This is a genomic window from Aliarcobacter vitoriensis, assembly GCF_048320235.1.
Lineage (GTDB): Bacteria > Campylobacterota > Campylobacteria > Campylobacterales > Arcobacteraceae > Aliarcobacter > Aliarcobacter vitoriensis.
This window is the reverse complement of record NZ_CP182882.1, coordinates 284,977-308,587: the sequence shown is the minus strand read 5'-3', so window position 1 is coordinate 308,587 and position 23,611 is coordinate 284,977. Positions and strand designations below refer to the sequence as shown.

Sequence of the window (23,611 nt, the reverse complement as noted above, 5' to 3'; positions counted from 1 at the left end):
AGCTATATTAACTGCTTTTAAGTTAATTAGTCAAGGATAACTATATGAATTTTTTTAATAGGGAAAAATCTCTAAAAACAACAGTTCTATCTCTTTTTGGATTTGTAATATTTTTAATAATAGTTATTTTTGGAATACAACTACTCTATATAGATAATCAACTAGCAAAAAAAAGTATAAATACAAAGCTTAATAGCCTATCTTATAATGTTGAATCTTCAATAAAAAGTGTAGAGCATATAAATTTCAGCACAATTGAAATGTTAAGTCTTATAAATAAAAAATATAAAAATGAACAAGATGAAAATTTTAAAGCTTATATAGAGATCTTAAAATTACAAAAAAACTTTTATGCAGTATATACTGGATATGAAGATGGAAGCTTTTATGAAATCATAAGTCTTGATATAGATGAAAATTTAAGAAAACTTTATAACGCAAAAGAAACAGATAAATGGTTGCTTATAAAAATTGATGGTGAAAATATAGCAAAAAGAGAACTTCTTTTATATGATGAAAATTTAAATGAAACATCAAAAAAGGTTGAATTAGATAATAGTTATAATCCTACAAAACGACCTTGGTATAAACTAGCCTTGGAAAATAGAGGAAAGTCTATAAAAACACCTCCTTACAAGTACTCACATATAGACACTTATGGTATGACATACTCAAGAGAATTAGATGATACTAAAAATGTTGTTTCTATTGATTTTTTAATGGAAGACTTTAAAAATATATTTATAGATAATATTGATCAAGATAGTATGGATTTGTTTTTATTTAGAAATAGTGATAAACAATCTATATCTTCTATCACAAAAGATGATAGTTTACTTGAAGAATTTTTTAAATCTTATGAAAATATTTTATATTTTAAAGAGATAAAAATAGTTGAGATAAAAAATAAAAGTTATATTGTGCAAATTGCACCTATAAAAAATAGTAGTCAAGATGAATATATTATTTTATTTGCTGATTATAAAAAGATTATTCAACCATATCATATTCAAACTCTAAAACTTATGATGACTTTGGTAATAATTGGATTATTGATGATACCAGTGATATTATATTTTTCAAAAATGATTGTTAAACCAATCATCCAATTGGTAAAAGAGAGTATAAAAATTAAAAATAGAAAATATGATTCTATTGCTAAAGTAGATAGTTCTATTGTCGAGGTTTCTATTTTGTCCAACTCTTTTTTATGTATGGCAAAATCTATTTATGAGTATCAAGACTCATTGGAACAAAAAGTTGAGGATAGAACAAGAGAATTATCTTTGAAAAATGAAGAACTTTTCAAACTATCAATTACAGATAAATTGACTGGATTGTATAATAGAGTCAAGTTAGACAAAGTTTTACAAGAAAATATGGATAGATTTTTAAGATATAACACTATATTTTCTGTAATTATTATGGATATAGATTTTTTTAAAAATATAAATGATAATTTTGGGCATCAAGTAGGGGATGATGTCTTAAAAGAGAGTGCAGAAATTTTAAAAAACAATATAAGAAATGTTGATATACTTGGAAGATGGGGTGGAGAAGAGTTTTTAATTATTTGTCCAGAAACACCTTTAAGTGGTGCTAAAGAACTTGCATTAAAACTTAATAAAGTTATAAAAGAGTATTCATTTAGAACTTATCCAAATATTGTAACTATGAGTATAGGTTGTTCTTCATATAAGCAAGGAATTTTAACTTATAATGAGATAATTTCAAATGCAGATAAAGCACTATATGTAGCAAAAGAAAGTGGAAGAGATAGAGTTGAAATTTTTGAATAAATTTAAGCTAAACTACTTATAATTGCACTTATGAATTTAGAAGAACTTAAAAAGAAAAAAGACGATTGTAGAAATTGGAAAAATGTTGAACCTTGGTTTTTGCAACTACAAGAATCATGTAAAATAGAAAAATCAAATCTAGAAATAGATTATGGTGATTGGTTTAGCATAGGAAATAGGGCAGATTTAAGCCAAGAAGAGTATGAAATTATTTTAAAAACCGCTCAAAAACTTATTCCTTGGAGAAAAGGTCCTTTTAAAATCTTTGATTTAGAAATTGATAGTGAATGGCAAAGTAATATAAAATATAATCTAATACGTCCATATTTTAATTTAAAAGATAAGATTGTTGCAGACATTGGCTGTAATAATGGATATTATATGTTTAGAATGCTAGAAGATGGTCCCAAAAGATTAGTTGGATTTGATCCAAGTCCACTTACTTTACATCAATTTGAATTTATAAATCATTTTGTAAAATCGTCTATTGTTTATGAGATGCTTGGAGTTGAGCATTTGGAATTTTATAATCATAAGTTTGATTTTATCTTTATGCTTGGAGTTTTATATCATAGAGCTGATCCTGTTGGAACTTTAAAATCATTAGCACGAGGCTTGAATAGTAAAGGTGAAATAATAATTGATACTTTTATGATAGATGGAGAAGAAGAACTTTGCTTGACCCCAAATAAAAGATATTCTAAAATACCAAATATTTATTTTATTCCTACAATTTCTGCACTTATAAATTGGCTTGAACGAGCTGGATTTGAAAATATAGAAATACTAGCTACAACAATTACAACTTCGCAAGAACAAAGAAAAACAATTTGGTCTTTTGATGAAAGCTTAGAAGATTTTTTAGACCCAAATGATGATAGTAAAACAGTTGAAGGTTATCCTGCACCTAAAAGAGTATATGTAAAAGCTAGAAAAATTTTATAGTCAAAAAAGTTCAATACTTTCAATTGTAGAGATTTGAGAGTATTTAAAAAATTGTCCTCTACCTTTGTTTTTTGCTTCATATAAAGCAATATCTGCATTTTTTATTGCATCGTTTATTGATTTATTTGAATCAAGCTCAAATCTTTCAAAACCTATACTTACACTTTTTTTCAAAGTTTGTCCACTTTTTTCATCTACAATAACTTCAATTTCAGAGAAATCAGAGATTATCTTTTTTGCTATTTCACAAGCTTGATGCTCATCTTCATTACTCAAAATTGAAACTAAAAAAGTATCAGATTCTAATCTTCCAACTAAATCAAACTCATTTATATTTGAGTGTATAACTCTTGCAAGTTGAACTAATACTTTATCAGATACTTCATAATCAAATTCATCGATAACAGATTTAAATCTATCAATTCCTATCATTAATAAATAAATTTTATCTTGTTTATTATTTGATAATTTTAAATAAGATGATAAATTATCAATAATATAATGTCTAGTTAAAACATTAGTAACTGAGTCTAAAGAAGCTGATTCTATAAAATTTTTCTTTAAAATAGAGTTTTGAACTATAGTAGATATAATAAAAAATGCAGAATCAATAGTATTGTAATTTTCTTCTAAAAAATTGGAATGCTCAATTGAAGATGCACAAAAAGATATTGTAGCATTCATATTCGTATGTGTATTTACTATAAAAAAATGTGATAAATCATCATCTAAAAAAAACTCTTTTCCTCTTGATAAAATATTTATTTTATCATTGTTATTTATATCAAATAAAGAAAATACTATATTTTTTACATTAAATTCTCGTTCTAACCAATCAAAAATATCAATAGCTAATTGATTTATATTTGAAGAATATTGCAATTGTTCATATAATTTAAAAATGCTCTCTATCGCCTCAAAAGCTTTTTGATCTTTTGCTGACTGCTTTACCAAATCTAAAATACTATTTTTCATAAATCTACCTAAAAAAGCTCTATTTTTGATGTTTCTTCTTCACTAAATATAAACGCTTTACTTCTACCACTATTTTTTGCTTCTCTTATTGCAATATCTGCTTTCTTTATAATTGTATCTAAATCTTCACCATCTTTTGGATAAAGTGCAATTCCAATACAAATAGTTTTCATTAAAACCTGCTGAGTATAGCTATCTACAACTATTTTTTCTTTTTTAAAAGAATCTATTAATTTATTTGCAACAAGTAAGGCATTTTCTTCTTCATTTATATTTTGTAAAAGTACTAAAAAAGCATCATTAGATACTCTTACAACTAAATCAGAATCTCTTACACCTTCTTTTAATACTTTTGATAATCTTTTTATTACTTTATCACCAATTTCATAGTTAAATTCATCTAAAACAGCTTTGAAATGATCTATTCCAACTTTTAAAAATGCTATTTTTTTTCTTTCTCTTAACGCTAGGCTAAATATTGATCTTATATAATGATTTAGATAAGTTCTATTGTAGCACCCTGTTAATGTATCAATAATTAAAATATCTGATATAGTATTTTCCAAATATTTAGCATAAATATTGATAGATAAAATTTCAAGAGATATATTAATATTTGTATTATTTTGTTTTACATTATTAAGTATGCTTTTATCATTAAAAATTAATCCAAAAGTTAATTCAAGGTTTTTTGATACTTTGAGTTTGTATGTATAAAAAAAAGATTCTTCATCTTCTATTGAATTATCAAAAATAAGGCTAGATATATCATTCTTTTTGAGAAATATTTTTAGATATGAGATTTGAAAATTTATTTTTAAGAATTCAAAAATTTCCAAAAAAATTTCATTTTGTTCAGTTAAAGTTAATTTATGAGATAATTTTGTTAAATTTTCAAAAAAATTACTCATCTTATATGTCTTTCCCATTGTTTTAGATTATCAACTTCATCGTAAAGTGTTGTTTTATCTCCATGTCCTGGATAGATATGAAAGTTTTTATCCCATTTTAAAATCTTTTTTAAACTTTTTTTCATATCTTGTGCATTTGAATTTGGGAAATCAAATCTTCCTATCGTTCCTTTAAAAATAAAATCTCCACTAAATAATGTATCATCTATTTGTATCACACTACAACCAGGTGTATGACCTGAAAAATGGTGAAATTTTATTTTTATTCCTTCAATTTCAATTTCCTCATCTGGTTTTACTAAAACATCTGCACTAGATGGTGGCATACCAAGATTATAAGGATTTAGAGTAAGCATAAATTCATCATCTACTGGAGTATATAATTTGATATTAAAGAGTTCTTTTACTTCTTGATTTGACCAAACATGATCAAAATGTCCATGTGTATTCAATAAAGCAATAGGATTCGTACTGTTTTGCTTTATCCAAGCAGTTGCATTTACTCCTGGGTCAATAATAATATCTTTATCATTTATAGTTACTATATAGCAATTTGTTTGATAATCACCCATAGGATGAACTTTAATATACATCTTAAACCTTAATTAGCTAAAATTACTCAATTATATCTAAAAAAAGGTTAATTTATATGGATTATTATGAAGTTCTAGAAGATATTTTACTTACTGATTTACCAAAAGATAAGATTGAAAAATTTATATATTTTTATGAAAAATTTTTGACTAATAGTGTATATTTTAATGATGACTATATACCACCAATTATACAATTACCTTCTTATTCAACATTCTTAAATATTGTAAAACCTACATCTTTACCAGAAATAAAGAATTTTAGAACTATTGAAGGAAAAAAATATCTAGTACATACTATTTTGCATATTGAGTATAGTGCAGTAGATTTGGCGTTAGATGCTGCTTTAAGATTTAAAAATATGCCTCTACAATATTATCAAGATTGGCTTGAAGTTGCTAATGATGAAATAAGACATTTTTTAATGCTTGAAGATTTGATGCATCAATTAGGTGGTAAATATGGTGATTTCCCTGTACATAAAAATCTTTTTGAAGCTATGGAACAAACAAATGATTTTTTAAGTCGTATGGCCTGTGTTCCAAGATATTTGGAGGCAAATGGTCTTGATCAAAATCCAAAAATTATGCAAAAATTAAATTCTAATAAAGATGAATTTAATATAAAATTTATTAAAGCTTTGGAAGTTATATTAAAAGAGGAAGTTGATCATGTAAGAAAAGGCGATATTTGGTTTAAATATGAGTGCAATAGACTCAATTTAGATCCAGAAAGTACATATTTAGATTTAATAGAAAAAGTTTTTCCTGGTAGTTCAAAAAGGAAAATGGACTTAAATTTTAGTGCTAGAAAAGAAGCTGGTTTTTCTTGTAGTGAACTAAAGAAATTATCAAAACAAGAAGATTGTTTTTAGATTATTGTATAAAATATCAAGATTTATAGTATGAATAATCTTGATATTTTAAGTAATTTTAGTAAATTGAAGTTAAAAACTTTAGCTTAAGAGTAGAATCAATATATTCTACTTTTATATTACTATTAATTTTTTCTGATGCTAAAACACCTTGCAAAGTTTTAAAAACATGCCAAAATTTTTCATTAAAAGGAATATTAATCTCTTTTATTCTATTTTCTTTTATAATTTCAGCAATTGTTCGAACACTATAGTAATAGAAAATTTTATTTTTTGCTCTTTTAATTCTATAGTCTTTCATTAAACTTAGATTTGTTTTATAAATATCTTTTTCTATGTCACTTAAGTGAGTTCTTTTTTCGATATCTTCAAGCTCTAAATCCAAATGTTTTTCATAAGCAGCTATTTTATTTTCAATTTCCTTGTCCAAAGATGGAAAAAAATCTATCATATTATTGTGTAGTTTACTAATATTTTCTTTACTTATTTTTATATTATATGAGTGATTCTTATGTGATTCATAGTTGTTTTTTAAAGCATTTATGATTTCATATACATAAGGTAAATAGATAAATTTATCATCTTTCCCTTGTTTAAATGCAATTCCATGTTGGCTTATGATAGGTCTAAACCCTACATAATCTAATTTCATTTTATATTTCCCCTTTTTTATAATTTATATTTTTAAGAAAACCATTTCTTAACCTTGTCAAATACTCCTTCGAATTTTGCTTCATGAGGAGTACTTTCTAATCCAAAACTTTCTTGAAGTTTTTCTAAAAGCTCTTTTTGTTCACTGTTTAGACTTTGTGGATATTCTATTTTAATTTGAACAATTAAGTTACCTTTACCATATCCCTGAACAGATTTTACACCTTCATTTCTAAAAGTAAATTGTTGTTTATCTTGTACTCCTTTTGGAATATTAAGTTCTAATTCACCTCTTAAACTTGGTATTTTTATTTTTGTTCCTAATGCAACTTGCGTAAAGAAAATAGGTGCTTCAAAATAAATATCATCATCATGTCTTACAAAAAGAGAATCTTCTTTTACATTTACTTGAAGGTATAAATCTCCTCTTTGTCCATTTGGTGCAATATTTCCTTTATTTGAAACTCTTATTCTCATTCCATCATTTACACCTTCTGGAATATCAACTTTGAAGCTATCTTTTAATTCTTCATAACCAGAACCTTTACAAGAACTACAAGAATCTACTTTAGCTTGACCACTTCCAGAACAGTTTGGACATGTTTGTGCAAAAGTCATAAAACCTTGTCTTGAATGTACTTGTCCTACTCCACCACAAGTTTTACAAGTAGAAAGTTTTCCATCTTTTGCACCAGTTCCACTACAAGGTTTACAAGCAGTTTTGTATTTGTAATTTATCTCTTTTTTGCACCCAAAAACAGCTTCATTGAACTCTAAAGTTACATCTACAGTTGTATCAAGATTGTAATTATATGTTTTTCTCTCTTTTCTTCTTGAATTTGTTCCAAATCCAAACATCTCTTCAAACATTGAACCTAAATCATCGAAACCACTAAATCCACCTCTATTTGAATGTCCTTCAAGTCCAGACTTTCCATATCTATCATATAAAGCTCTTTTATCATCATCACTTAGAACTTGATAAGCTTCATTTATAGCTTTGAATTTTTCTTCAGCCTCTTTGTCATCAGGATTTTTATCTGGATGATACTGCATAGCTAACTTTCTGTAAGCTTTTTTAATAGTAGATTTGTCCGAAGTTTTATTTACTTCCAATAATTCGTAATAATCAATTTCAAGCAATTTTAAATCTCCAAAAATATAATAAAATTTTATAAAGCGTGCATTTTAACTAAAAAGTAAATAATTTCTTATTAAGCTGATTAATTTTTATTTCGATATAATCCCAAAATGAATAGAGGATTAGAAAAATTTTATGAATTAGTTGAAGCTTTTGAATCTCTACCAACTATTGGTAAAAAATCAGCTTTAAGGCTTGCTTATCATATTGTAATGAATGATAACTATTGCGGTATAAAAATAGCTCATAGTATAGAAAATGCATTAAAAAGCATAAAAAAATGTAAAAGATGCGGTTCTATGAGTGAAAATGAGATTTGCGAATATTGTTTAGATGAAAGTAGAGATAAAACAAAGCTTTGTATTGTTCAAAGTGCAAAAGACATATTTATTATTGAAGAATCAAAAGAGTTTGATGGACGATATTTTGTAATAGATGAGTTAGTTATTGATGAGATTATTAAGCTTCAAGGTTTTATAAAAAATAATGAAGTTAAAAATATACTTTTTGCTATAACTCCATCTATTGCAAATGATGCTTTTATACTATTTATTGAAGATAAACTAAAAGATTTTGATATAACTTTTACAAAAATTGCCCAAGGTGTTCCAACAGGAGTAAGCCTTGAAAATGTTGATTTATTATCTTTATCAAAAGCTATTCAAAGTAAAGTTGTGGTGTGAAATGCAAAAAAGAGTTGTATGCCAAAAATGTATGCACTATTTTGTAACTTGGGAAGTAAATAAACCTCATGGATGTAAATCTTATGGATTTAAATCAAGAACTCTTCCTTCTATTGTTGTTAAAAATAGTAGTGGTGAAGATTGTAAACTTTTTATAGAAAAAAAATTTGAAAATAGGAGTTAGTTTGTTATATAAAGATTTTAAAGAAGCAATAAAAAGTGTAGGTTTTAACTCTGTAGATGAGTTTATAACTTATGCAAAAATAAGCTCAGATGAAGTTTTAGTTTGGATAGAAAATGATGAAGTTCCATATTTGGTATCACTACTTATTCATACTTTAAAAGGTGATAAAGATGTTTTACCTGCTAGTATATCTTTAGAAAATATTGTTGAAGAGTGTTTACCTCTTGCAACATTACTAGAAGAAGCTTCATCTTTTCCATCAAAACTTGAAGAGATGTTTTTATTACAAAAACAGTTAAATGACTCAACAAATGGGAATCATTGGGAGTTAGGAATAAATAAATTTGGAAAAGAGATAAATTGGCTTAGATGTATTCATATGGAGGTTGCTGAACTCATAGATTCAACTCCATGGAAACATTGGAAAAATATAAATTCAAGTCCAGATATGAACAATATTCATGTTGAATTGGTTGATATTTGGCATTTTTTAATGAGCTATATTTTACAAGAAACAAATGTTCCAAAAGCAGTATCTTTAGTAAATACTCATTGTATATATGAAGCATCAAGTGAAATAGATATAAAAGCTGTTGTTAAAGAAGCTGAAAAATTATCATATATTTCTTTAGCAATTGATACAAAAAATATGCCATCTTTTAGTGGAATAGAAAGATTTATAGAACAGTTCTTTAGAACTTGTAAAGTAGCTGGATTGTCTTTTACTTGGCTTCAAAAATTATATATTGGTAAAAATTGCTTAAATCAATTTAGACAAGATAATGGCTATAAAGAAGGAACTTATATAAAAGTTTGGAATGGTAATGAAGATAATGTAGTAATGGTAAGTTTACTAGAAAAAATGGAAGATGTAAGTTTTGTACATCTATATGAACAACTAGAAGTTGAATATAAAAAGAACTAATTAAGATAGCATAATATTAACTTATGTTAAGCTTATGCCTTAGGATTTAATTTTATTTTTAGATTTTTGGGTAAGTGAGCAAAAGCCATTTTGCTATTTTTAACAAATTTATCATTTTTAAAAATAGCAACTTCTACATCCATAGAGTTTTGATTAAAGTTTAGTAGTTTTATAGTCTCATCTTTTTGTGTAAATGTAAAATTTCCATGTTTTAAATCTACTAATTTTTTACTTTTTGCCAAATTAACTCCAAAATTTAATATAAATAATTTTACAAAAATAGGATTTAAAAATGCAACAAGAGAGTATAAAAGCAATTCCTTCAAATAGATTGCAGTTTTTCCCAATTATGATGTTTGCAACAGTTATGGGACTTGGTGGGTTGACACTGGTTTTTGAAAGATTATATGCAACTTTTAATTTTCCAAAAATCTTTGCTACAACTTTAATAAGTATAACAACTATTTTATTTTTTACTTTAGTATTTACATATCTTTTAAAAATTATAAAATATAAAGAAGAGGTTATAAAAGAGTTAAATCATCCAGTAAGAATAAACTTTTTTGCAGCAAGTTCAATATCAATGCTTATATTATCAGCAACTTATAGAGATTATTATATGGAAGCTTCAGAAATGTTTTTTTATGTAGGAGCCATTTTACATATATTTTTTACTTTTTATACAATTAGGTTTTGGATAAATAGTGATTTTGAAATAGTTCACTCAAATCCAGCTTGGTTTATTCCAATTGTTGGAAATTTGATTGTTCCTATAGCTGGAATGGGTTTTGTAGATAGTCAAGTATTGATTTTTTATTTTTCAATAGGGATATTTTTTTGGATTATTCTATTTGCTATTATTTTAAATAGAGTTATCTTTCATAAGTCTTTTGTAGCAAAATTTATGCCAACAATGTTTATATTAATAGCACCACCAGCAATTGGTTTTATTTCATATATAAAATTAAATCAAACTTTAGACTTTTTTTCGCAAATGCTATTTAGTTTAGCTATATTTTTTGTTATTTTGCTATTTTTTATGTATAAAAATTTTTTAAAAATTAAGTTTTTTATATCATGGTGGGCATTTACTTTTCCTATGGCAGCAGTTAGTTTAAGCACTATTTTAATGTATGATTTAACAAGAAATTCTTTTTATGAAATTTTGGCTTATATATTAAGTGCAATGACAACTATTATAGTGCTTTTAGTTACTTTTAAAACTATAGAGCATATATTAAAAAAAGAAATTTGTATTATGGAGTAAGATTATGGAATATCGATATATTGGTAAAAGTGGTTTAAGAGTTAGTTCAATTTGTTTAGGAACTATGACTTTTGGAAGTAGTACCTCAAAAGATGAAGCATTTAAGATTTTGGATAAGGCTTATGATAAAGGTATAAATTTTTTTGACACAGCAGAACTTTATCCAGTAACTCCTACAAAAGAGACTATTGGGAATACAGAACTTATTGTTGGAGAATGGCTTCAAACAAAGCCTAGAGATAGCGTTATATTAGCTACAAAAATAGCTGGAGCTGCTTCTGGTTGGTTTGTGCCACCAGTACGACATGGATTTACTGCCATTGATAGTTTTCATATAAAAAGAGCTGTTGAAGGTAGTTTAAAAAGACTTCAAACTGATTATATAGATTTATATCAAATGCATTGGCCTGATACTATTGTTCCAATAGAAGAGAGTTTAAAAGCTTTTGATGATTTAGTAAAAGAGGGAAAAGTTCGATATATTGGAACTTCAAATGATAGTGCTTACGGACTTACAAAAGCAAATGAAACTAGTAAATTTAAAGGTTTTGCAAGATTTGAATCTATTCAAAATAATTTCTCACTATTAAATCCAAGATTTTTTGATGAATTAGCAAATGTTTGTAAAAGAGAAAATATATCTCTTTTACCATATTCTCCTATGGCTGGTGGAGTTTTAAGTGGAAAATATAATAGTGATTTTATAGCTCCTGATATAAGATTTTCTATATATTTAAAAGAAAAAAATAAAAGAGTTCAGGCTATGGCACATAGATTTGTAAATGACAAAACTTTGGAAGCAACACAAAAATATTTACAATTAGCAACAGAGTATGAAGTTAGTCCAGTTACTTTAGCAATTTCATACTCTAAACACTTTGATTTTATAGCTTCAACTATAATTGGAGCTAGAAAAATAGAACAATTAGATGATAGTTTAAAAGCTTTTGATTTTAAAATTGATAGTGAACTATTATGTAAAATAGAGGCTATTCAAAGAGATATTTTATATCCCATGGGATAATAAAATATAATTTTTATTAATATTTAAATAATTATAAACTAAAATGCTTCAATTTAGATAAAAGGGGCATAATGAAAAATTTAACTATTAGTTGGAAATTTACTATTATCAATATATCTGTTACTATATTGGTTTTAGTATTTGGATATTTAATTTTAAATAAATACAAAAATGATTTGACTTCAGAAGTTTACAAAAAAGTTACTAGTTCTTTAAACTCTTTAAGTGATTTAAAAATTGAAGCAAAATTAGATGTTGGTATTTCTAATGCAATTTCAATAGCAAATGATTCATCAATAAAAGAGTCTTTAGCTACGAATAATCGAGAGCAAGCTATAAAAACTTTAGCTCAACTATCTTCTAAAATGAAAGAATCAACACCATTCCAAAATATTCAGATTCACCTTCATACAAAAGATAATAAATCTTTCTTACGTTCATGGAAACCAGCAGATTTTGGTGATGATTTAAGCTCTTTTAGAGCAAGTGTTGTAAAAGTAAATAGCCAAAAGAAAGCAATAAATGGATTTGAAATAGGAAATGATGGATTGAGTATTCGTTCAGTTGTTCCTATTTTTGATGAACAAAACAATCATGTTGGTTCTATGGAGTTTATGCAAGGGCTCAATTCAGTTGCAAAATCTTTTGATGAAGAGAATAAATCATTTCTACTTTTGATGGATGCAAGCTTGGCAACATCTAAAATAAAAGATGAAAATAGACTTGATAGATATGTGATATCACAAAAATTTATAAACGAAGATTTTTTAGCAGATACTAAAAAAATAAATTTTAATAAACTTTTACAAGATAAATATCTTATAACTGAAAAATATTTTTATACATATTCAGAGGTTAAAGATTTCTCTGGTAAGAATATAGGTATTTCTTTGATTGCAGAGCCAATATCAGATGTTACAAATGAAATAGAACAAGCTTCAAAAATAATATTTGTAGCTTTATTTATTCTAGTCGCATCTCTTTTAATAACTATGCTTATATCTTTATTAAATATGCGAAATGGAATTATAAAGCCAATTTACAATTTAAAAAAATCTATAGATGAAGTAGAAGTTAATTCTGGTGGACAAAATAAAAGAATAAAAGTTTTATCAAATGATGAAATAGGAGATGTTGTTACAAGTTTTAATAAATATTTAGATTCTATTGAAATTGGATTACAAAAGGATAACTTAGTAATACAAGAAGCGAAAGATATTATAGAGAAAGTTAATGCTGGTTTATTTAACGATAAAATAAAACTTAAAGCTAATTCAAATAGTGTGAATTCTTTGATTATAGAAATTAACAGTATGATAGATAGAATGGGTAATAATCTTTTGATTGTGAGTGAAGCTTTAGTTGCATTATCAAATGCAAAGTTTGATTATGAAGCTCCTAAAATAGATAATATTACAGGATTAATAGCATCTTTATTAAATGGAATTTTAGTAACTCAATCAACAATTAATGAAATTATGTGTTTAATTGATAAATCAAGTGTAGAATTAACTTCTAGTTCAAAAGAATTGGCAAAAGCTTCATCAAATTTAAGTAACTCCTCAAATATTCAAGCTGCAAGTCTTGAAGAAACAGCGGCTGCAATTGAAGAAATTAGTGCAACGATTACTAGAAGTACGCAAAATGCTATAAATATGTCAAAATATGCTCAAAATGTTATAAAATCTACAAAAATAGGTAAAGATTTAGCGTATAAAACGTCAACTTCTATGGATGAAATAAATAATCAAGTAAATCTTATCAATGAGGCTATTTCTGTTATTGATAACATTGCTTTTCAAACTAATATATTATCATTAAATGCTGCTGTAGAAGCTGCAACAGCAGGCGAAGCTGGAAAAGGATTTGCTGTTGTTGCAGCAGAAGTTAGAAATCTTGCAAGTAGAAGTGCAGAGGCTGCTAAGGAAATAAAAGATTTAGTAGAACATGCAACAAAAAAAGCAAATGAAGGAAAAGAGATTACTTCTAATATGATAGAAGGGTTTAATGAATTAAATGAAAATATTGATATTACAATAAAACTAATTGAAGATGTTTCAAATGCTTCAAAAGAACAACAATTAGCTATGAGTCAAATAAGTTCAACTGTAAATAGTTTAGATCAAGCTACCCAAAAAAATGCATCTTTAGCTTCAACAATCAATGAAATGGCATCAAAAACTTTGGAACTTGCAGATGAATTAAATGAAGCTATAAATCAAACAAGTTTTGATAAATCAGCAATTAAAAGAATTTGTGATACTAGTATGATTGTTGAGATAAATAGATTAAAATCAGACCATATAAATTTTAAAAATAAAAATTTTGCACAGTGTAAAATGGGGCATAGTTTTACGGTAACAAATTCAAAAGAGTGTAATCTTGGTAAATGGTTAAATGCTCATGAAAATCATGAGTTTGCAAAAACACAAGAGTGGGAAGAATTGAAAATAGCTCATGATAATGTACATAGTTTTGTTCAAAAAACTATTGATTTATACTCTGAAAATAGTTCAAATGACAAGATTTTAGAACTTTCAAATAGTATAGAAGCTAATACTACTAAAGTTTTTAAGTCTTTAGATTGTATCAGAGAAATTAATTGTAACAAAGAAAAATAATAAAATACTTTGACAAAATAGTCATTTTTTTGTTATTATTCTACATATTAAATTATTTATATAAAGAGAGAACATGGAAAAGAGTATAAAAAATATTAGAAAAGTAAGTAATATAAAAGTATTTGTTATTAGTGATGATATGAGTACTAAAGAGCAAATTAAAACAAACTTTGGCACTGAATTTAAAGATATTAAAATTATATCAAGTAGTGATGATATAAATACAAAAAGCATCTCTAATGCGGATATTATTGTAGTTGATTTAGACATTAAAGAGAGTGTTTTTGAAGATATTTCTTTAAAAATTCAAAGTGTAGCTTCTTTTGTTCCAAAAATAGTAATATCTTCAGATGATATTGAAAGTAAAGTTTTCAGTGCAATTAATATTCAAGCATATACTTTTTTACTTAAACCATTCGATTTAATAAATCTAAGAATGGCAATACTTATGTGTGTTAATCAGACAAAAAGGTCTGATAAAATAGAGTTAAGTAATGGAATCTATTTCGATGAGTATAGAGATCAATTTTTCAAAAAAGGTGGAGCTATTATTGATTTCACAAGATTAGAAAAATCATTCTTAAAACTTTTAATAGATAGAAAAGACGAAGTTACTGATTACTATATGATAAAAGAAGTTGTATGGAAAGGTAAAGAAATGAGTATTTACACTATGAGAAATATTGTAAATAAAATTAGACAAAAGACGTATTATGAGATTATAAAGAACCACTCTGGTAGAGGTTATACTATAGATATTGTAAAGAATTAATTTTTTAATAGGTGTGTAAATTGGAAGAAATTATTGTTTCAAAAGATGAGTTAATAGAACTATTTGAATCTGAAAGGATTGTTGATACTGGTAAAGGTTGGTACATGGATAATGGTTTTATTGATATTATTGCTCTTCACGAAATTGAACCAAAATTTCTTCAAGATATTGCAAATGCAAAACTTTATAAGATTTTAAAAAAAAATAAACCTTTTAAATTTAACAAGTAGTTTTAAACTACTTGTTTTTTTCTTCTTAAATAATATAAACTTAAGCAAATTATTAAAATTACTAACGATTGTAAAATTCCCATTGTTAGCCAATTACCAGCTAAAAATCCAAGTTGAGAATCTGGCTGTCTATAAAACTCTGCAATAATTCTAGTAATTGCATATAAAATTCCATACATTAAAGCTAATTGTCCATCAAAAGTCTTTCTTTTTCTAAGATAAACTAGTATGGCAAATACTACTAAACCTTCTAAAATTGCTTCATAAATTTGTGAAGGGTGTCTTAAAACTCCATCAACATAAATTCCCCAAGGAACATCAGTAACACGACCTACTAATTCTTGATTGAAAAAGTTTCCAATTCTTCCAAATATATATGCAGCACTAATCCCAAGAACTGCAATATCAGTTATAAACCAAAAAGATACTTTTTTTCTAATAGAGAATAGATATGAAGCTATAATAAATCCTAAAAATGCTCCATGATAACTCATACCAGATATTCCAACATAAGTACCATTTACATAAGGATTAAATATTTGCCAAGGATGTGAAAGATAATACATTGTTTGAGTATCATAAAATAATACATAACCAATTCTTGCTCCTAAAATTACACCAATTTCAGCCCACCAGATATATGAATCAAAAATATCATCAGAAATATTGATATTATCATATTTTATAAACCACTTTGCTATAAATATAGCACTTAAAAGTGCCAGAGCATACATAATCCCATACCAATGAACAGCAATTTCTCCAATATTAAAAGCTACAGGATTAAAGTGAGAGTATATATTTTGCCAAAATTCCATATTTTAATCCTCCAAAGCTTCAGCTATTAATTCTATTGGGTTTTTAAATACCACATCAACATCTGCTAAATATAAAGAGTTTGTTATTTGCATTCTACAGGCACTACATTCTGCACTTACAATTTGTGCTTTTGTATCTCTAATCATAGCAGCTTTTGGAGCTCCAGCAGCTTTTGAAAACTCATATTTTTCAGTTTGCATAGTAACTCCACCAAAACCACAGCATCTGTTTGAATCACTCATTTCTTTTAGAACATAGTTCTGTTTTAAAAGTTCTCTTGGTTCTTTCCAAACTCCTTGCATTTTTTTAGCATGACATGGATCATGGTATGTTACCATTTGGTCAAACTTTTTACCACTTTTTGCAAGTAACTCTTTTAATTCAGTGTTATTTTCTAGCCATTTTGTAGCTAAAAATATTTTTTTAGATAATTTTATAGCTCTTTCTTGCCACTCAGGTTGGTTATGTAAATAGTGTTCCCAATCTTTGTTTATCATTGCACTACATGTAGCTTCAGGAATAATAACAGCATCAACATCATCTATCCAACTTTCAAAATATTCAATATTTTTTTTAGTTAGGTAATCAACAGTATCAAATGCTCCTGTAAAATATGCAGGTGCTCCACAGCAAAGTTGTTTTTTAGGTATAAAAATGTCAAGCTCTAGTTTTTTTAATATTTTTACTAAACTATCACCAGTATTTGTATATGTATAGTTACTCATACAGCCTATAAATATAGCAACTTTACCTTTTTTTTGTTCTTTTGAAGATATATTTTCTGGATATTTATTTAAAAAGCTTACACTATCTGCATAAGGTAAAGCACGATTTTTTTTAACTATTGGAAGTGAAAATCGAGGAACAGCACTCTTTTTTGCTTCATCAATTTTAATAGCACATGTTTGAAACATATATCCTAATTTTGACATCAAATCCATAATTTTTCTATGTCTTAAAAGAAAGAAAAAAAGTCTTTTATACCAAGCTATCCCATATTTTTTTGCAATATCACTTCTTACTTGTTCTATTATCATATCTGTTGGTAAGTCATTTGGGCATACTTCAACACAGTTTGTACACAAAAAACATGATTCAAATATATTTTTTGCATTTTCATCTAGTTCTAATTCATCTCTTTTGTAAGCTCCAAGTAAATCTATAAAACCTCTTGGGCTTGTTGCTTCATCTTGATTTATATTAAAAATTGTACAAACTGGTTTACATTTTCCACATTTAACACAATCATCAGATATTTTCGTATAGTCAAATTTTTCCATTTAAAAAAAGCCTTATAAAATCTATAATAAAGATTTAATATACAAAAAATTTAGTTAAAAGTTGTTAAATTGGCATTTTGTCCTATATTAAAGCAAAAAAGGATAGAATTTATTATCTTATAAATAGGAGTTTTTATGTATATATTTGGCTTTGGTTCCTTAATAAATATAAAAAGTGCTCAAAATTCATTTAAAAATAGAGAATTAAAAAAAGATGATTTAATACCTATAAAAATAAAAGGTTATAAAAGAGCTTGGAATGCACTTGAATCTATAAATTTTGAGAATATAGAAGTAAATGGAGTATTTCTAAATATACAAAAAGATGAAAACTCTACTATATTTGGAGTTATGATAAAAGTAACTGATGAAGAGTTTGAAGTTTTAAAGAAAAGAGAAAAAAATTATAGTTGTATTAGAATAAAAAAAGAAGATATTTTGAATTTACAAATTGAAGATGATGTATTTGCTTTTATGACAACAAATAAAGAGAAAATAGCAAAAGTAGGGGATATTAATACTTTTATTCCATCAAAATATATAGAAATTATACAAGAAGGAATAAAGAATTTTTCAAAAGAGTTTCAAAGTGATTTTGATGATATTTTAAAAGATTTTCCATTTCCTTTGAAAAGTGAAAATTATAGTTTTAATGACCCAATTCAAAATCAAGCTGCAAGAGAGAAAAAATCATAATGAATCAAACTAATTGTTGTATTTATACTTCAAAATTATCAAATAAAAAAAGAGATAAAAAGCAAAATAGTTCACTTTTTAAAGATAATAATACCTTGCATATAACATATTGTGAAGGTGATACTTTAGATAAGTTTGAAGAAGATATAAATTTAGCTTTAGGTAAAAATAGAACTTTTTTATATTTTTTAAATAAAAGATTTATTCCTTTGATTATCTCTATTTGTTCTGTTTTAGTAATATTAGTTGCACTTTTGACTATATCTATTTATGAAGATATTCTAAAAAAAGTTGTGCTTGAATTACCAACAAGTTTTGATTTGAAAGATTACATATCTTTCTTTTTTGTTGGATTTTTATTTTTGTCTTTACTTTTTATGCCAAAGATTTTAGATGCTCAAGGAAGTGATTTGAAAAATCTTATTACTTCTTGGTTTAATAAAGATATTAGAAAAGCAAAAAGATTGAAACTTGCATATTCTAACTTTGATAAAAATATGGAAATTCATCTATATAATTTTGATTTAGAAGATGAAAGACATTGGCTTTGGAGCATTTTTATAAAAATAGTTTTAACTAAATTTACAAATATTTATTTCTATACTAGAAATGATAAAATAGAAAGTATAGAAAAAAATTTAAATAGTCTAGGTGTTGAAAATATAAAAATTGTAAAAAATTCAAAAGTACAAAATAGTTCAAATTTAGAAATTTTATTATCACAAAAAGAGCAAAATTTCTACTCTTTGATGCAACTTTGTTCAACATTTATGGCAAAAAGTAAAGAAAAAAAAGTTTTCATTTCTTTAGAACTTTTTGAGTATTGTGGAAAAAATTTTATAAAATCAGATGAACAAAATAAGTTAAGTTTTGGTTTTCAAAGTTTTATAAATAGAAGTTTTGAAGATTTTAATTTTTTAGCCCAAGAAAAATCTCTACAAATATTTTTTACACAAAATATAAAACTAAAAGGTTTAAATACTCAAAAAAACGAGTTGTCTCAATACTTGAGAAATCACCTTGAAGATTGTGTTTTGAAATTTGAAAATCCTATTTCTCTTTTGATTCTATATTATTATGTAAAGGATTTAGTTTTAGATGAAAAAAGAGTTGTTAAAATTTTGGAAAAATTTATAAGTTCAATAAAAGAAAAACAACAATATGAGTTAATAAATGACTATTGGTTTGATATTGCTGGATTTATGTTTGACCCTCATGATATAAATAGTTTTGAAAATTCAACAAAATCTTATTATAGAAAGATTTCAATTTTGGCTTTAAATGACTTAGCATTTTTATTTGAAAGAAGTGGATATTTTGAACAAGCAATACTAATAAATCAATATTTATATGAGATAAACCCAAATAAATATATTTTAAATATATCTTCTTTATATGAAAGATTAGGGCAATTTGAACTTGCATATAGAACTTTGCCAAAAGAGCTAAATTTAGGAAAAGCTGAAAAACCATCAGATATTGAAGTACGATATTATCAAAGAAAAGCAGCTTTTATAATAATTTCTCAGAGAAATGAAAGTTTAAAAGATGAAGCAATAAATTCTTTAAAAAAGCTAGAAGAACTACTTTTCTCTCACAATGAAGATAATAATCCTTTGTGGTTATGGCATTTTTATAACTTAAAAGCAAATCTTTGTGAATGGGAAGAAAATTATGATGAAGCAATAATCTTTTATCAAAAATGTTTAGCAATCCCAGCTTTAGGTGCATTTGAATATGGAGCAAGCTTTGTAAATATGGCAATTTCATATAGATTTAAATATATCTTAGAAATAAAAAAAGATGATGAAACTATAAATAAAGCTATAAGTTTAGGAAAATTAGGAGTAGTTTTAAAAGAATCTGTGGGTGATAGAGATGAAATGCCTATTGTTTTACATAATTTTGCTTTAAATATTTTATATAAAATATCAAAATCTTATGATGAAATACTTTGTAAACAAGTTTTAGAAGTAACAAATGAAGCTTTAGAAATTTTAACTGAAACAAAATCTATTAAAAGATTAGGAATGGTTTTAATTGAAAATTATATTGCAAAAAGTTTACTCAAACTTGATTATAAAGATACTGTTTTAAAACTTGAAAATAGTATTTTAAACTTATCTAAAAGTGAATATGAACAGATAAAAAATATTTATGAAGAGTTTATAAAAGATGCAAAAATAGATAAAATTAAATTTTTAGAGTAGCTTTATGATAAGCCTAAATATAAACAATAGACAGCTAATATTTATTTCAATATTAATCTTTGTTTTATTGTCAAATTTGGCTTATCAATATAGTAAATATTTAGAATTTAAATATGAAAATGTCTTTGAAACAAAAGCAGAGATTAGCAATATTTATAGAAAAGATAATTATGATATTTTAAAATTAAAAACTCCAGATTTTGAGTTTTTTGCAAATATAAATAAAGATGAAGATTTAAAAAAATTTGATATCTTAAATGTACTTATTGATAGTAGAAAAATAGATTTTATAGACTATTTAAAGGGATTTTATACTCCTATTTTGTATTTTGATAAACAAGATAGACAGATAACTTTTAAAGATAAAATAATAAAAAATATTGAAGCAAATCATGAAGATGAAAGGATAATAGAGTTATACAATGCTCTTTTTTTAGCTGTAAATGTATCAAAAGAGTTAAGAGATGTATTTGTAAATTATGCAATAACGCACGTTGTTGCTCTTTCAGGGTTTCACTTGGTTGTTTTATCTTTTGTGATTTATTGGCTTTTATATTTTCCTTATAAATTTTTTCAAGATAGATATTTCCCCTACCGTAACAGAAAATTTGATATTTTGCTTATAACATTGGCAATATTGTTTTATTATCTTATTTTAACAGATATTGTACCTTCTTTATTAAGAGCTTTTGTTATGTATTGTTTGGGAATTTATCTTCTTAGAAGTAATATAAGAATTCTTTCATATATGACTTTGTTTTATACTTTTTTGATTGTAATTGCATTTTTTCCACAATATATTTTTTCTATTGGTTTTTGGTTCTCTATTTTTGCAGTTTTTTATATCTATTTGTTTATACAATATTTTAAAGATTATAATAAATGGTTTTTATTTGTCTTTTTTAATATTTGGATGTTTTTGATATTTAACCCAATAGTTCACTACTATTTTCCTCAAACTTCTTATGAACAGTTTTATTCAATACCAATTACAATATTTTTTAATATCTTCTATCCAGCACAAATTGTAGCTCATATTTTTGAAGTATCTAGTTACTTTGATAAGTATATAAAAATATTTATAGAGTATAAAATCAATGTTTATGAAGTTTTTACTCCACTTTACTTTTATATTTTATATATTTTAGTTTCATTTTTATCGATTTGGAGTAAAAAAGCTTTTATTGGATTGAATATTTTAATGATAGTGTTTAATTTATATATGTATTTATTGATTTAAAACCTTATCCAAAGTAAACTTCATATCTTCATCTAAATCACTCATAGAAGTTCTCATCCAGTTTAGATAGTTTGCATCTATTTTTGCAACTTCTTGGATATTTTGCCCTTTGTATTTCCCAAATTTAAAAGTATTTATAAATACTGGAGTTTGTGTAAGTTCTGCAAGTTTTTCCATAGGATTTGAATTTGGATAGATTTCTCTACATTTTGCTACGAGTTTTGATAAAAATAGCTTCATCACAAGTACATCACCGATTGCATCGTGTGCTTTTATAGTTATATTATATTTTGAAGCTTCATTAACTTCTAGTTTATATAACTCTAAAGCATATCTTAAATATTGAAGTCTATGATAAGGTAAATCATCAAATAGATGTTTTGCACATCTTAAAGTATCTATTAATTTATAGCTGTTTTCGAAGCCTTCTTTTTTTACCATATCTAAGTCAAAATTTATATTGTGAGCTATTAGATAGTTTTCATTTGTATTTAACTCAATTAATCTTTTATAAAAGTTTGTTTCAACTGCTTTTGGTTTATTTTCTAGTAAATCAGGTGTTATATTATGAACTTCCATAGCTTCAAGCTTTATTTCAACATCACTTGAACATAATTCATCAAAAGTTTCAATTTGACCTTTTTGATCAACAATCATAGCACCAAATTGAATGATTCTATCTTCTTGTGAAGCTCCTGTTGTTTCTGTGTCAAATAATACATAATAAGCCATAATATAAATATCCTTTAAATAATTAACATTCCATCACCATAAGAGTAAAATCTATAATTTTCTTTTATAGCAATTTCATAAAGTTCTAAGGTCTTTTCAAGTCCAATAAACGAAGCAACCAACATAATTAAAGTTGATTTTGGTAAGTGAAAATTTGTAAGTAAATAATCAACTTTTATAGGTTTATTTGCTGGATTTAAAAACAAATCACATTCACCTTGAATTTTATTTGTTCTTGCATAGTATTCTATGGTTCTTGTTACCGTTGTTCCAACTGCTAAAACTTTATTTGCTTTATCTAAGTTTTTTTTAGCATCAATTCCTATTTCAAAATATTCACTGTGCATTGGATGAAATAGTATATCTTCTACATCAACAGGCTTAAAAGTTCCTGCTCCTACATGAAGGGTAAGATAATTTAAACCATATTTTTCTTCCAAATCTTGTAAAAGTTCTTCCGTAAAGTGAAGTGATGCAGTTGGGGCTGCAACTGCTCCATAGTTTTTTGCAAATAAAGTTTGATAGTTTGTTTCATCTTCTTTTTCATCATCTCTTTGCATATATGGAGGAAGAGGAATATGTCCTATTTTATTTAAAATATCAACCAAAGATATAAAATCTAGTTTCTTATCTTCTTGAAAAAATTTCACTATTCGACTTCCATCAACATTGAGTTCTAAAACTTCAGCAATTAAACTTTCATCAAAATAGATTTTTGTTCCAACTTTTACTTTTCCTCTAATCATTACTAAATATCTATCCATAAAAAGAGGTTTATTTAAAAGAAGTTCTATATTAGCACCTGTATCTTTTTTGCCAAAAATTCTAGCTTTTATAACTTTTGTATCATTTAAAAATATTGATAAATCTTGTGGTAAAAACTCTAAAATATCTTTAAAGGTAGAGTGAAAAATTTCATTTTTCTCTCTATTAAAAACTAAAAGTTTTGCACTATCAGCTGGAGTTACTGGATGGGTTGCAATTTGATTTTGTGGAAGAGTAAAATCATAACTTGAAGTTTTTAAAACATCTTTCAAT

24 protein-coding genes are annotated in these 23,611 nt (G+C 25.5%); 14 read left to right on the top strand and 10 right to left on the bottom strand.

What is annotated here, in order from left to right; all coding sequences use genetic code 11:
* Positions 1-44: 44 nt before the first annotated feature.
* Together ACNSOS_RS01585 and cmoB are read left to right on the top strand one after the other, a co-directional pair.
* Positions 45-1,799 (top strand): diguanylate cyclase, encoded by a 1,755-nt coding sequence (locus ACNSOS_RS01585; RefSeq protein ID WP_418185693.1) that lies wholly within the window; start codon positions 45-47, stop codon positions 1,797-1,799.
* 30 nt (positions 1,800-1,829) lie between these two features.
* Complete coding sequence (cmoB, locus tag ACNSOS_RS01580) at positions 1,830-2,744, top strand: tRNA 5-methoxyuridine(34)/uridine 5-oxyacetic acid(34) synthase CmoB (RefSeq protein ID WP_418185692.1); 915 nt, start codon at positions 1,830-1,832, stop codon at positions 2,742-2,744.
* Here cmoB and ACNSOS_RS01575 read toward each other — a convergent pair whose 3' ends face one another.
* From ACNSOS_RS01575 to ACNSOS_RS01565, 3 genes are read right to left on the bottom strand one after another with little or no spacing between them, the layout of a single operon-like run.
* Positions 2,745-3,719 (bottom strand): GGDEF domain-containing protein, encoded by a 975-nt coding sequence (locus ACNSOS_RS01575; protein ID WP_418185691.1) that lies wholly within the window; start codon positions 3,717-3,719, stop codon positions 2,745-2,747.
* A gap of 8 nt (positions 3,720-3,727) precedes the next feature.
* Entirely contained in the window at positions 3,728-4,630 is a 903-nt protein-coding gene (locus ACNSOS_RS01570; protein ID WP_222718426.1) for a GGDEF domain-containing protein, read from the bottom strand.
* Positions 4,627-5,223 (bottom strand): MBL fold metallo-hydrolase, encoded by a 597-nt coding sequence (locus tag ACNSOS_RS01565; RefSeq protein WP_418185690.1) that lies wholly within the window; start codon positions 5,221-5,223, stop codon positions 4,627-4,629. Before ACNSOS_RS01565 ends, ACNSOS_RS01570 begins: the two co-directional genes overlap by 4 nt.
* 56 nt (positions 5,224-5,279) lie before the next feature.
* Here ACNSOS_RS01565 and ACNSOS_RS01560 point away from each other — a divergent pair, with 56 nt between their 5' ends.
* Positions 5,280-6,098: a ferritin-like domain-containing protein gene (locus tag ACNSOS_RS01560; protein ID WP_418185689.1), complete on the top strand. Its 819-nt coding sequence runs from the start codon at positions 5,280-5,282 to the stop codon at positions 6,096-6,098.
* 58 nt (positions 6,099-6,156) lie between these two features.
* Here the strand turns inward: ACNSOS_RS01560 and ACNSOS_RS01555 are convergent, their stop codons facing one another.
* Together ACNSOS_RS01555 and dnaJ are read right to left on the bottom strand one after the other, a co-directional pair.
* Positions 6,157-6,750 carry a hypothetical protein gene (locus ACNSOS_RS01555; protein WP_418185688.1) on the bottom strand — a complete coding sequence of 198 codons (594 nt, stop codon included), beginning with the start codon at positions 6,748-6,750 and terminating at the stop codon, positions 6,157-6,159.
* A gap of 32 nt (positions 6,751-6,782) precedes the next feature.
* Entirely contained in the window at positions 6,783-7,892 is a 1,110-nt protein-coding gene (gene dnaJ, locus ACNSOS_RS01550) for a molecular chaperone DnaJ (RefSeq protein WP_418185687.1), read from the bottom strand.
* 108 nt (positions 7,893-8,000) lie between these two features.
* Here dnaJ and recR point away from each other — a divergent pair, with 108 nt between their 5' ends.
* From recR to ACNSOS_RS01535, 3 genes are read left to right on the top strand one after another with little or no spacing between them, the layout of a single operon-like run.
* Positions 8,001-8,573, top strand: coding sequence for a recombination mediator RecR (gene recR / locus ACNSOS_RS01545; protein WP_418185686.1), 573 nt, complete (start codon positions 8,001-8,003; stop codon positions 8,571-8,573).
* 1 nt (position 8,574) lies between these two features.
* Positions 8,575-8,757 (top strand): uracil-DNA glycosylase, encoded by a 183-nt coding sequence (locus ACNSOS_RS01540; protein ID WP_113894645.1) that lies wholly within the window; start codon positions 8,575-8,577, stop codon positions 8,755-8,757.
* A gap of 1 nt (position 8,758) precedes the next feature.
* Entirely contained in the window at positions 8,759-9,682 is a 924-nt protein-coding gene (locus ACNSOS_RS01535; RefSeq protein WP_418185685.1) for a dUTP diphosphatase, read from the top strand.
* A gap of 32 nt (positions 9,683-9,714) precedes the next feature.
* On the opposite strand, the gene ACNSOS_RS01530 is transcribed toward ACNSOS_RS01535, so the two are convergent.
* Positions 9,715-9,924, bottom strand: a complete 210-nt coding sequence (locus tag ACNSOS_RS01530; protein ID WP_418185684.1) for a malate dehydrogenase — start codon at positions 9,922-9,924, stop codon at positions 9,715-9,717.
* Between the two features lie 50 nt (positions 9,925-9,974).
* On the opposite strand from ACNSOS_RS01530, the gene ACNSOS_RS01525 reads away from it, so the two are divergent.
* The 5 genes from ACNSOS_RS01525 (at position 9,975) to ACNSOS_RS01505 (ending at position 15,596) form a co-directional block, all read left to right on the top strand.
* Positions 9,975-10,949, top strand: coding sequence for an SLAC1 anion channel family protein (locus ACNSOS_RS01525; RefSeq protein ID WP_418185683.1), 975 nt, complete (start codon positions 9,975-9,977; stop codon positions 10,947-10,949).
* 4 nt (positions 10,950-10,953) lie between these two features.
* Complete coding sequence (locus tag ACNSOS_RS01520) at positions 10,954-11,973, top strand: aldo/keto reductase (RefSeq protein ID WP_418185682.1); 1,020 nt, start codon at positions 10,954-10,956, stop codon at positions 11,971-11,973.
* A 71-nt stretch (positions 11,974-12,044) separates the two neighbouring features.
* Positions 12,045-14,594, top strand: a complete 2,550-nt coding sequence (locus ACNSOS_RS01515; RefSeq protein WP_418185681.1) for a methyl-accepting chemotaxis protein — start codon at positions 12,045-12,047, stop codon at positions 14,592-14,594.
* 73 nt (positions 14,595-14,667) lie between these two features.
* The gene (locus ACNSOS_RS01510) at positions 14,668-15,366 is read left to right on the top strand and encodes a response regulator transcription factor (protein WP_113910094.1); all 699 of its coding nucleotides are present in this window, start codon (positions 14,668-14,670) and stop codon (positions 15,364-15,366) included.
* A 20-nt stretch (positions 15,367-15,386) separates the two neighbouring features.
* Positions 15,387-15,596 carry a hypothetical protein gene (locus ACNSOS_RS01505; protein ID WP_418185680.1) on the top strand — a complete coding sequence of 70 codons (210 nt, stop codon included), beginning with the start codon at positions 15,387-15,389 and terminating at the stop codon, positions 15,594-15,596.
* Between the two features lie 2 nt (positions 15,597-15,598).
* On the opposite strand, the gene lgt is transcribed toward ACNSOS_RS01505, so the two are convergent.
* Positions 15,599-16,414, bottom strand: coding sequence for a prolipoprotein diacylglyceryl transferase (gene lgt / locus ACNSOS_RS01500; protein ID WP_418185679.1), 816 nt, complete (start codon positions 16,412-16,414; stop codon positions 15,599-15,601).
* A 3-nt stretch (positions 16,415-16,417) separates the two neighbouring features.
* Positions 16,418-17,695, bottom strand: coding sequence for a (Fe-S)-binding protein (locus ACNSOS_RS01495; protein WP_418185678.1), 1,278 nt, complete (start codon positions 17,693-17,695; stop codon positions 16,418-16,420).
* 135 nt (positions 17,696-17,830) lie between these two features.
* Here ACNSOS_RS01495 and ACNSOS_RS01490 point away from each other — a divergent pair, with 135 nt between their 5' ends.
* Genes ACNSOS_RS01490 through ACNSOS_RS01480 form a run of 3 tightly spaced genes read left to right on the top strand, consistent with a single transcriptional unit; the run spans position 17,831 to position 21,841 of the window.
* Entirely contained in the window at positions 17,831-18,391 is a 561-nt protein-coding gene (locus ACNSOS_RS01490) for a hypothetical protein (protein WP_418185677.1), read from the top strand.
* Positions 18,391-20,601, top strand: a complete 2,211-nt coding sequence (locus ACNSOS_RS01485) for a hypothetical protein (protein WP_418185676.1) — start codon at positions 18,391-18,393, stop codon at positions 20,599-20,601. The genes ACNSOS_RS01490 and ACNSOS_RS01485 overlap by 1 nt, the downstream gene beginning before the upstream one ends.
* Positions 20,602-20,605: 4 nt before the next feature.
* The gene (locus tag ACNSOS_RS01480; RefSeq protein WP_418185675.1) at positions 20,606-21,841 is read left to right on the top strand and encodes a ComEC/Rec2 family competence protein; all 1,236 of its coding nucleotides are present in this window, start codon (positions 20,606-20,608) and stop codon (positions 21,839-21,841) included.
* On the opposite strand, the gene ACNSOS_RS01475 is transcribed toward ACNSOS_RS01480, so the two are convergent.
* Both ACNSOS_RS01475 and queA read right to left on the bottom strand, forming a co-directional pair.
* The gene (locus ACNSOS_RS01475) at positions 21,830-22,573 is read right to left on the bottom strand and encodes an exonuclease domain-containing protein (RefSeq protein ID WP_418185674.1); all 744 of its coding nucleotides are present in this window, start codon (positions 22,571-22,573) and stop codon (positions 21,830-21,832) included. The genes ACNSOS_RS01480 and ACNSOS_RS01475 overlap by 12 nt on opposite strands.
* A gap of 14 nt (positions 22,574-22,587) precedes the next feature.
* Positions 22,588-23,610 (bottom strand): tRNA preQ1(34) S-adenosylmethionine ribosyltransferase-isomerase QueA, encoded by a 1,023-nt coding sequence (queA, locus tag ACNSOS_RS01470; protein ID WP_418185673.1) that lies wholly within the window; start codon positions 23,608-23,610, stop codon positions 22,588-22,590.
* Position 23,611: the final 1 nt, after the last annotated feature.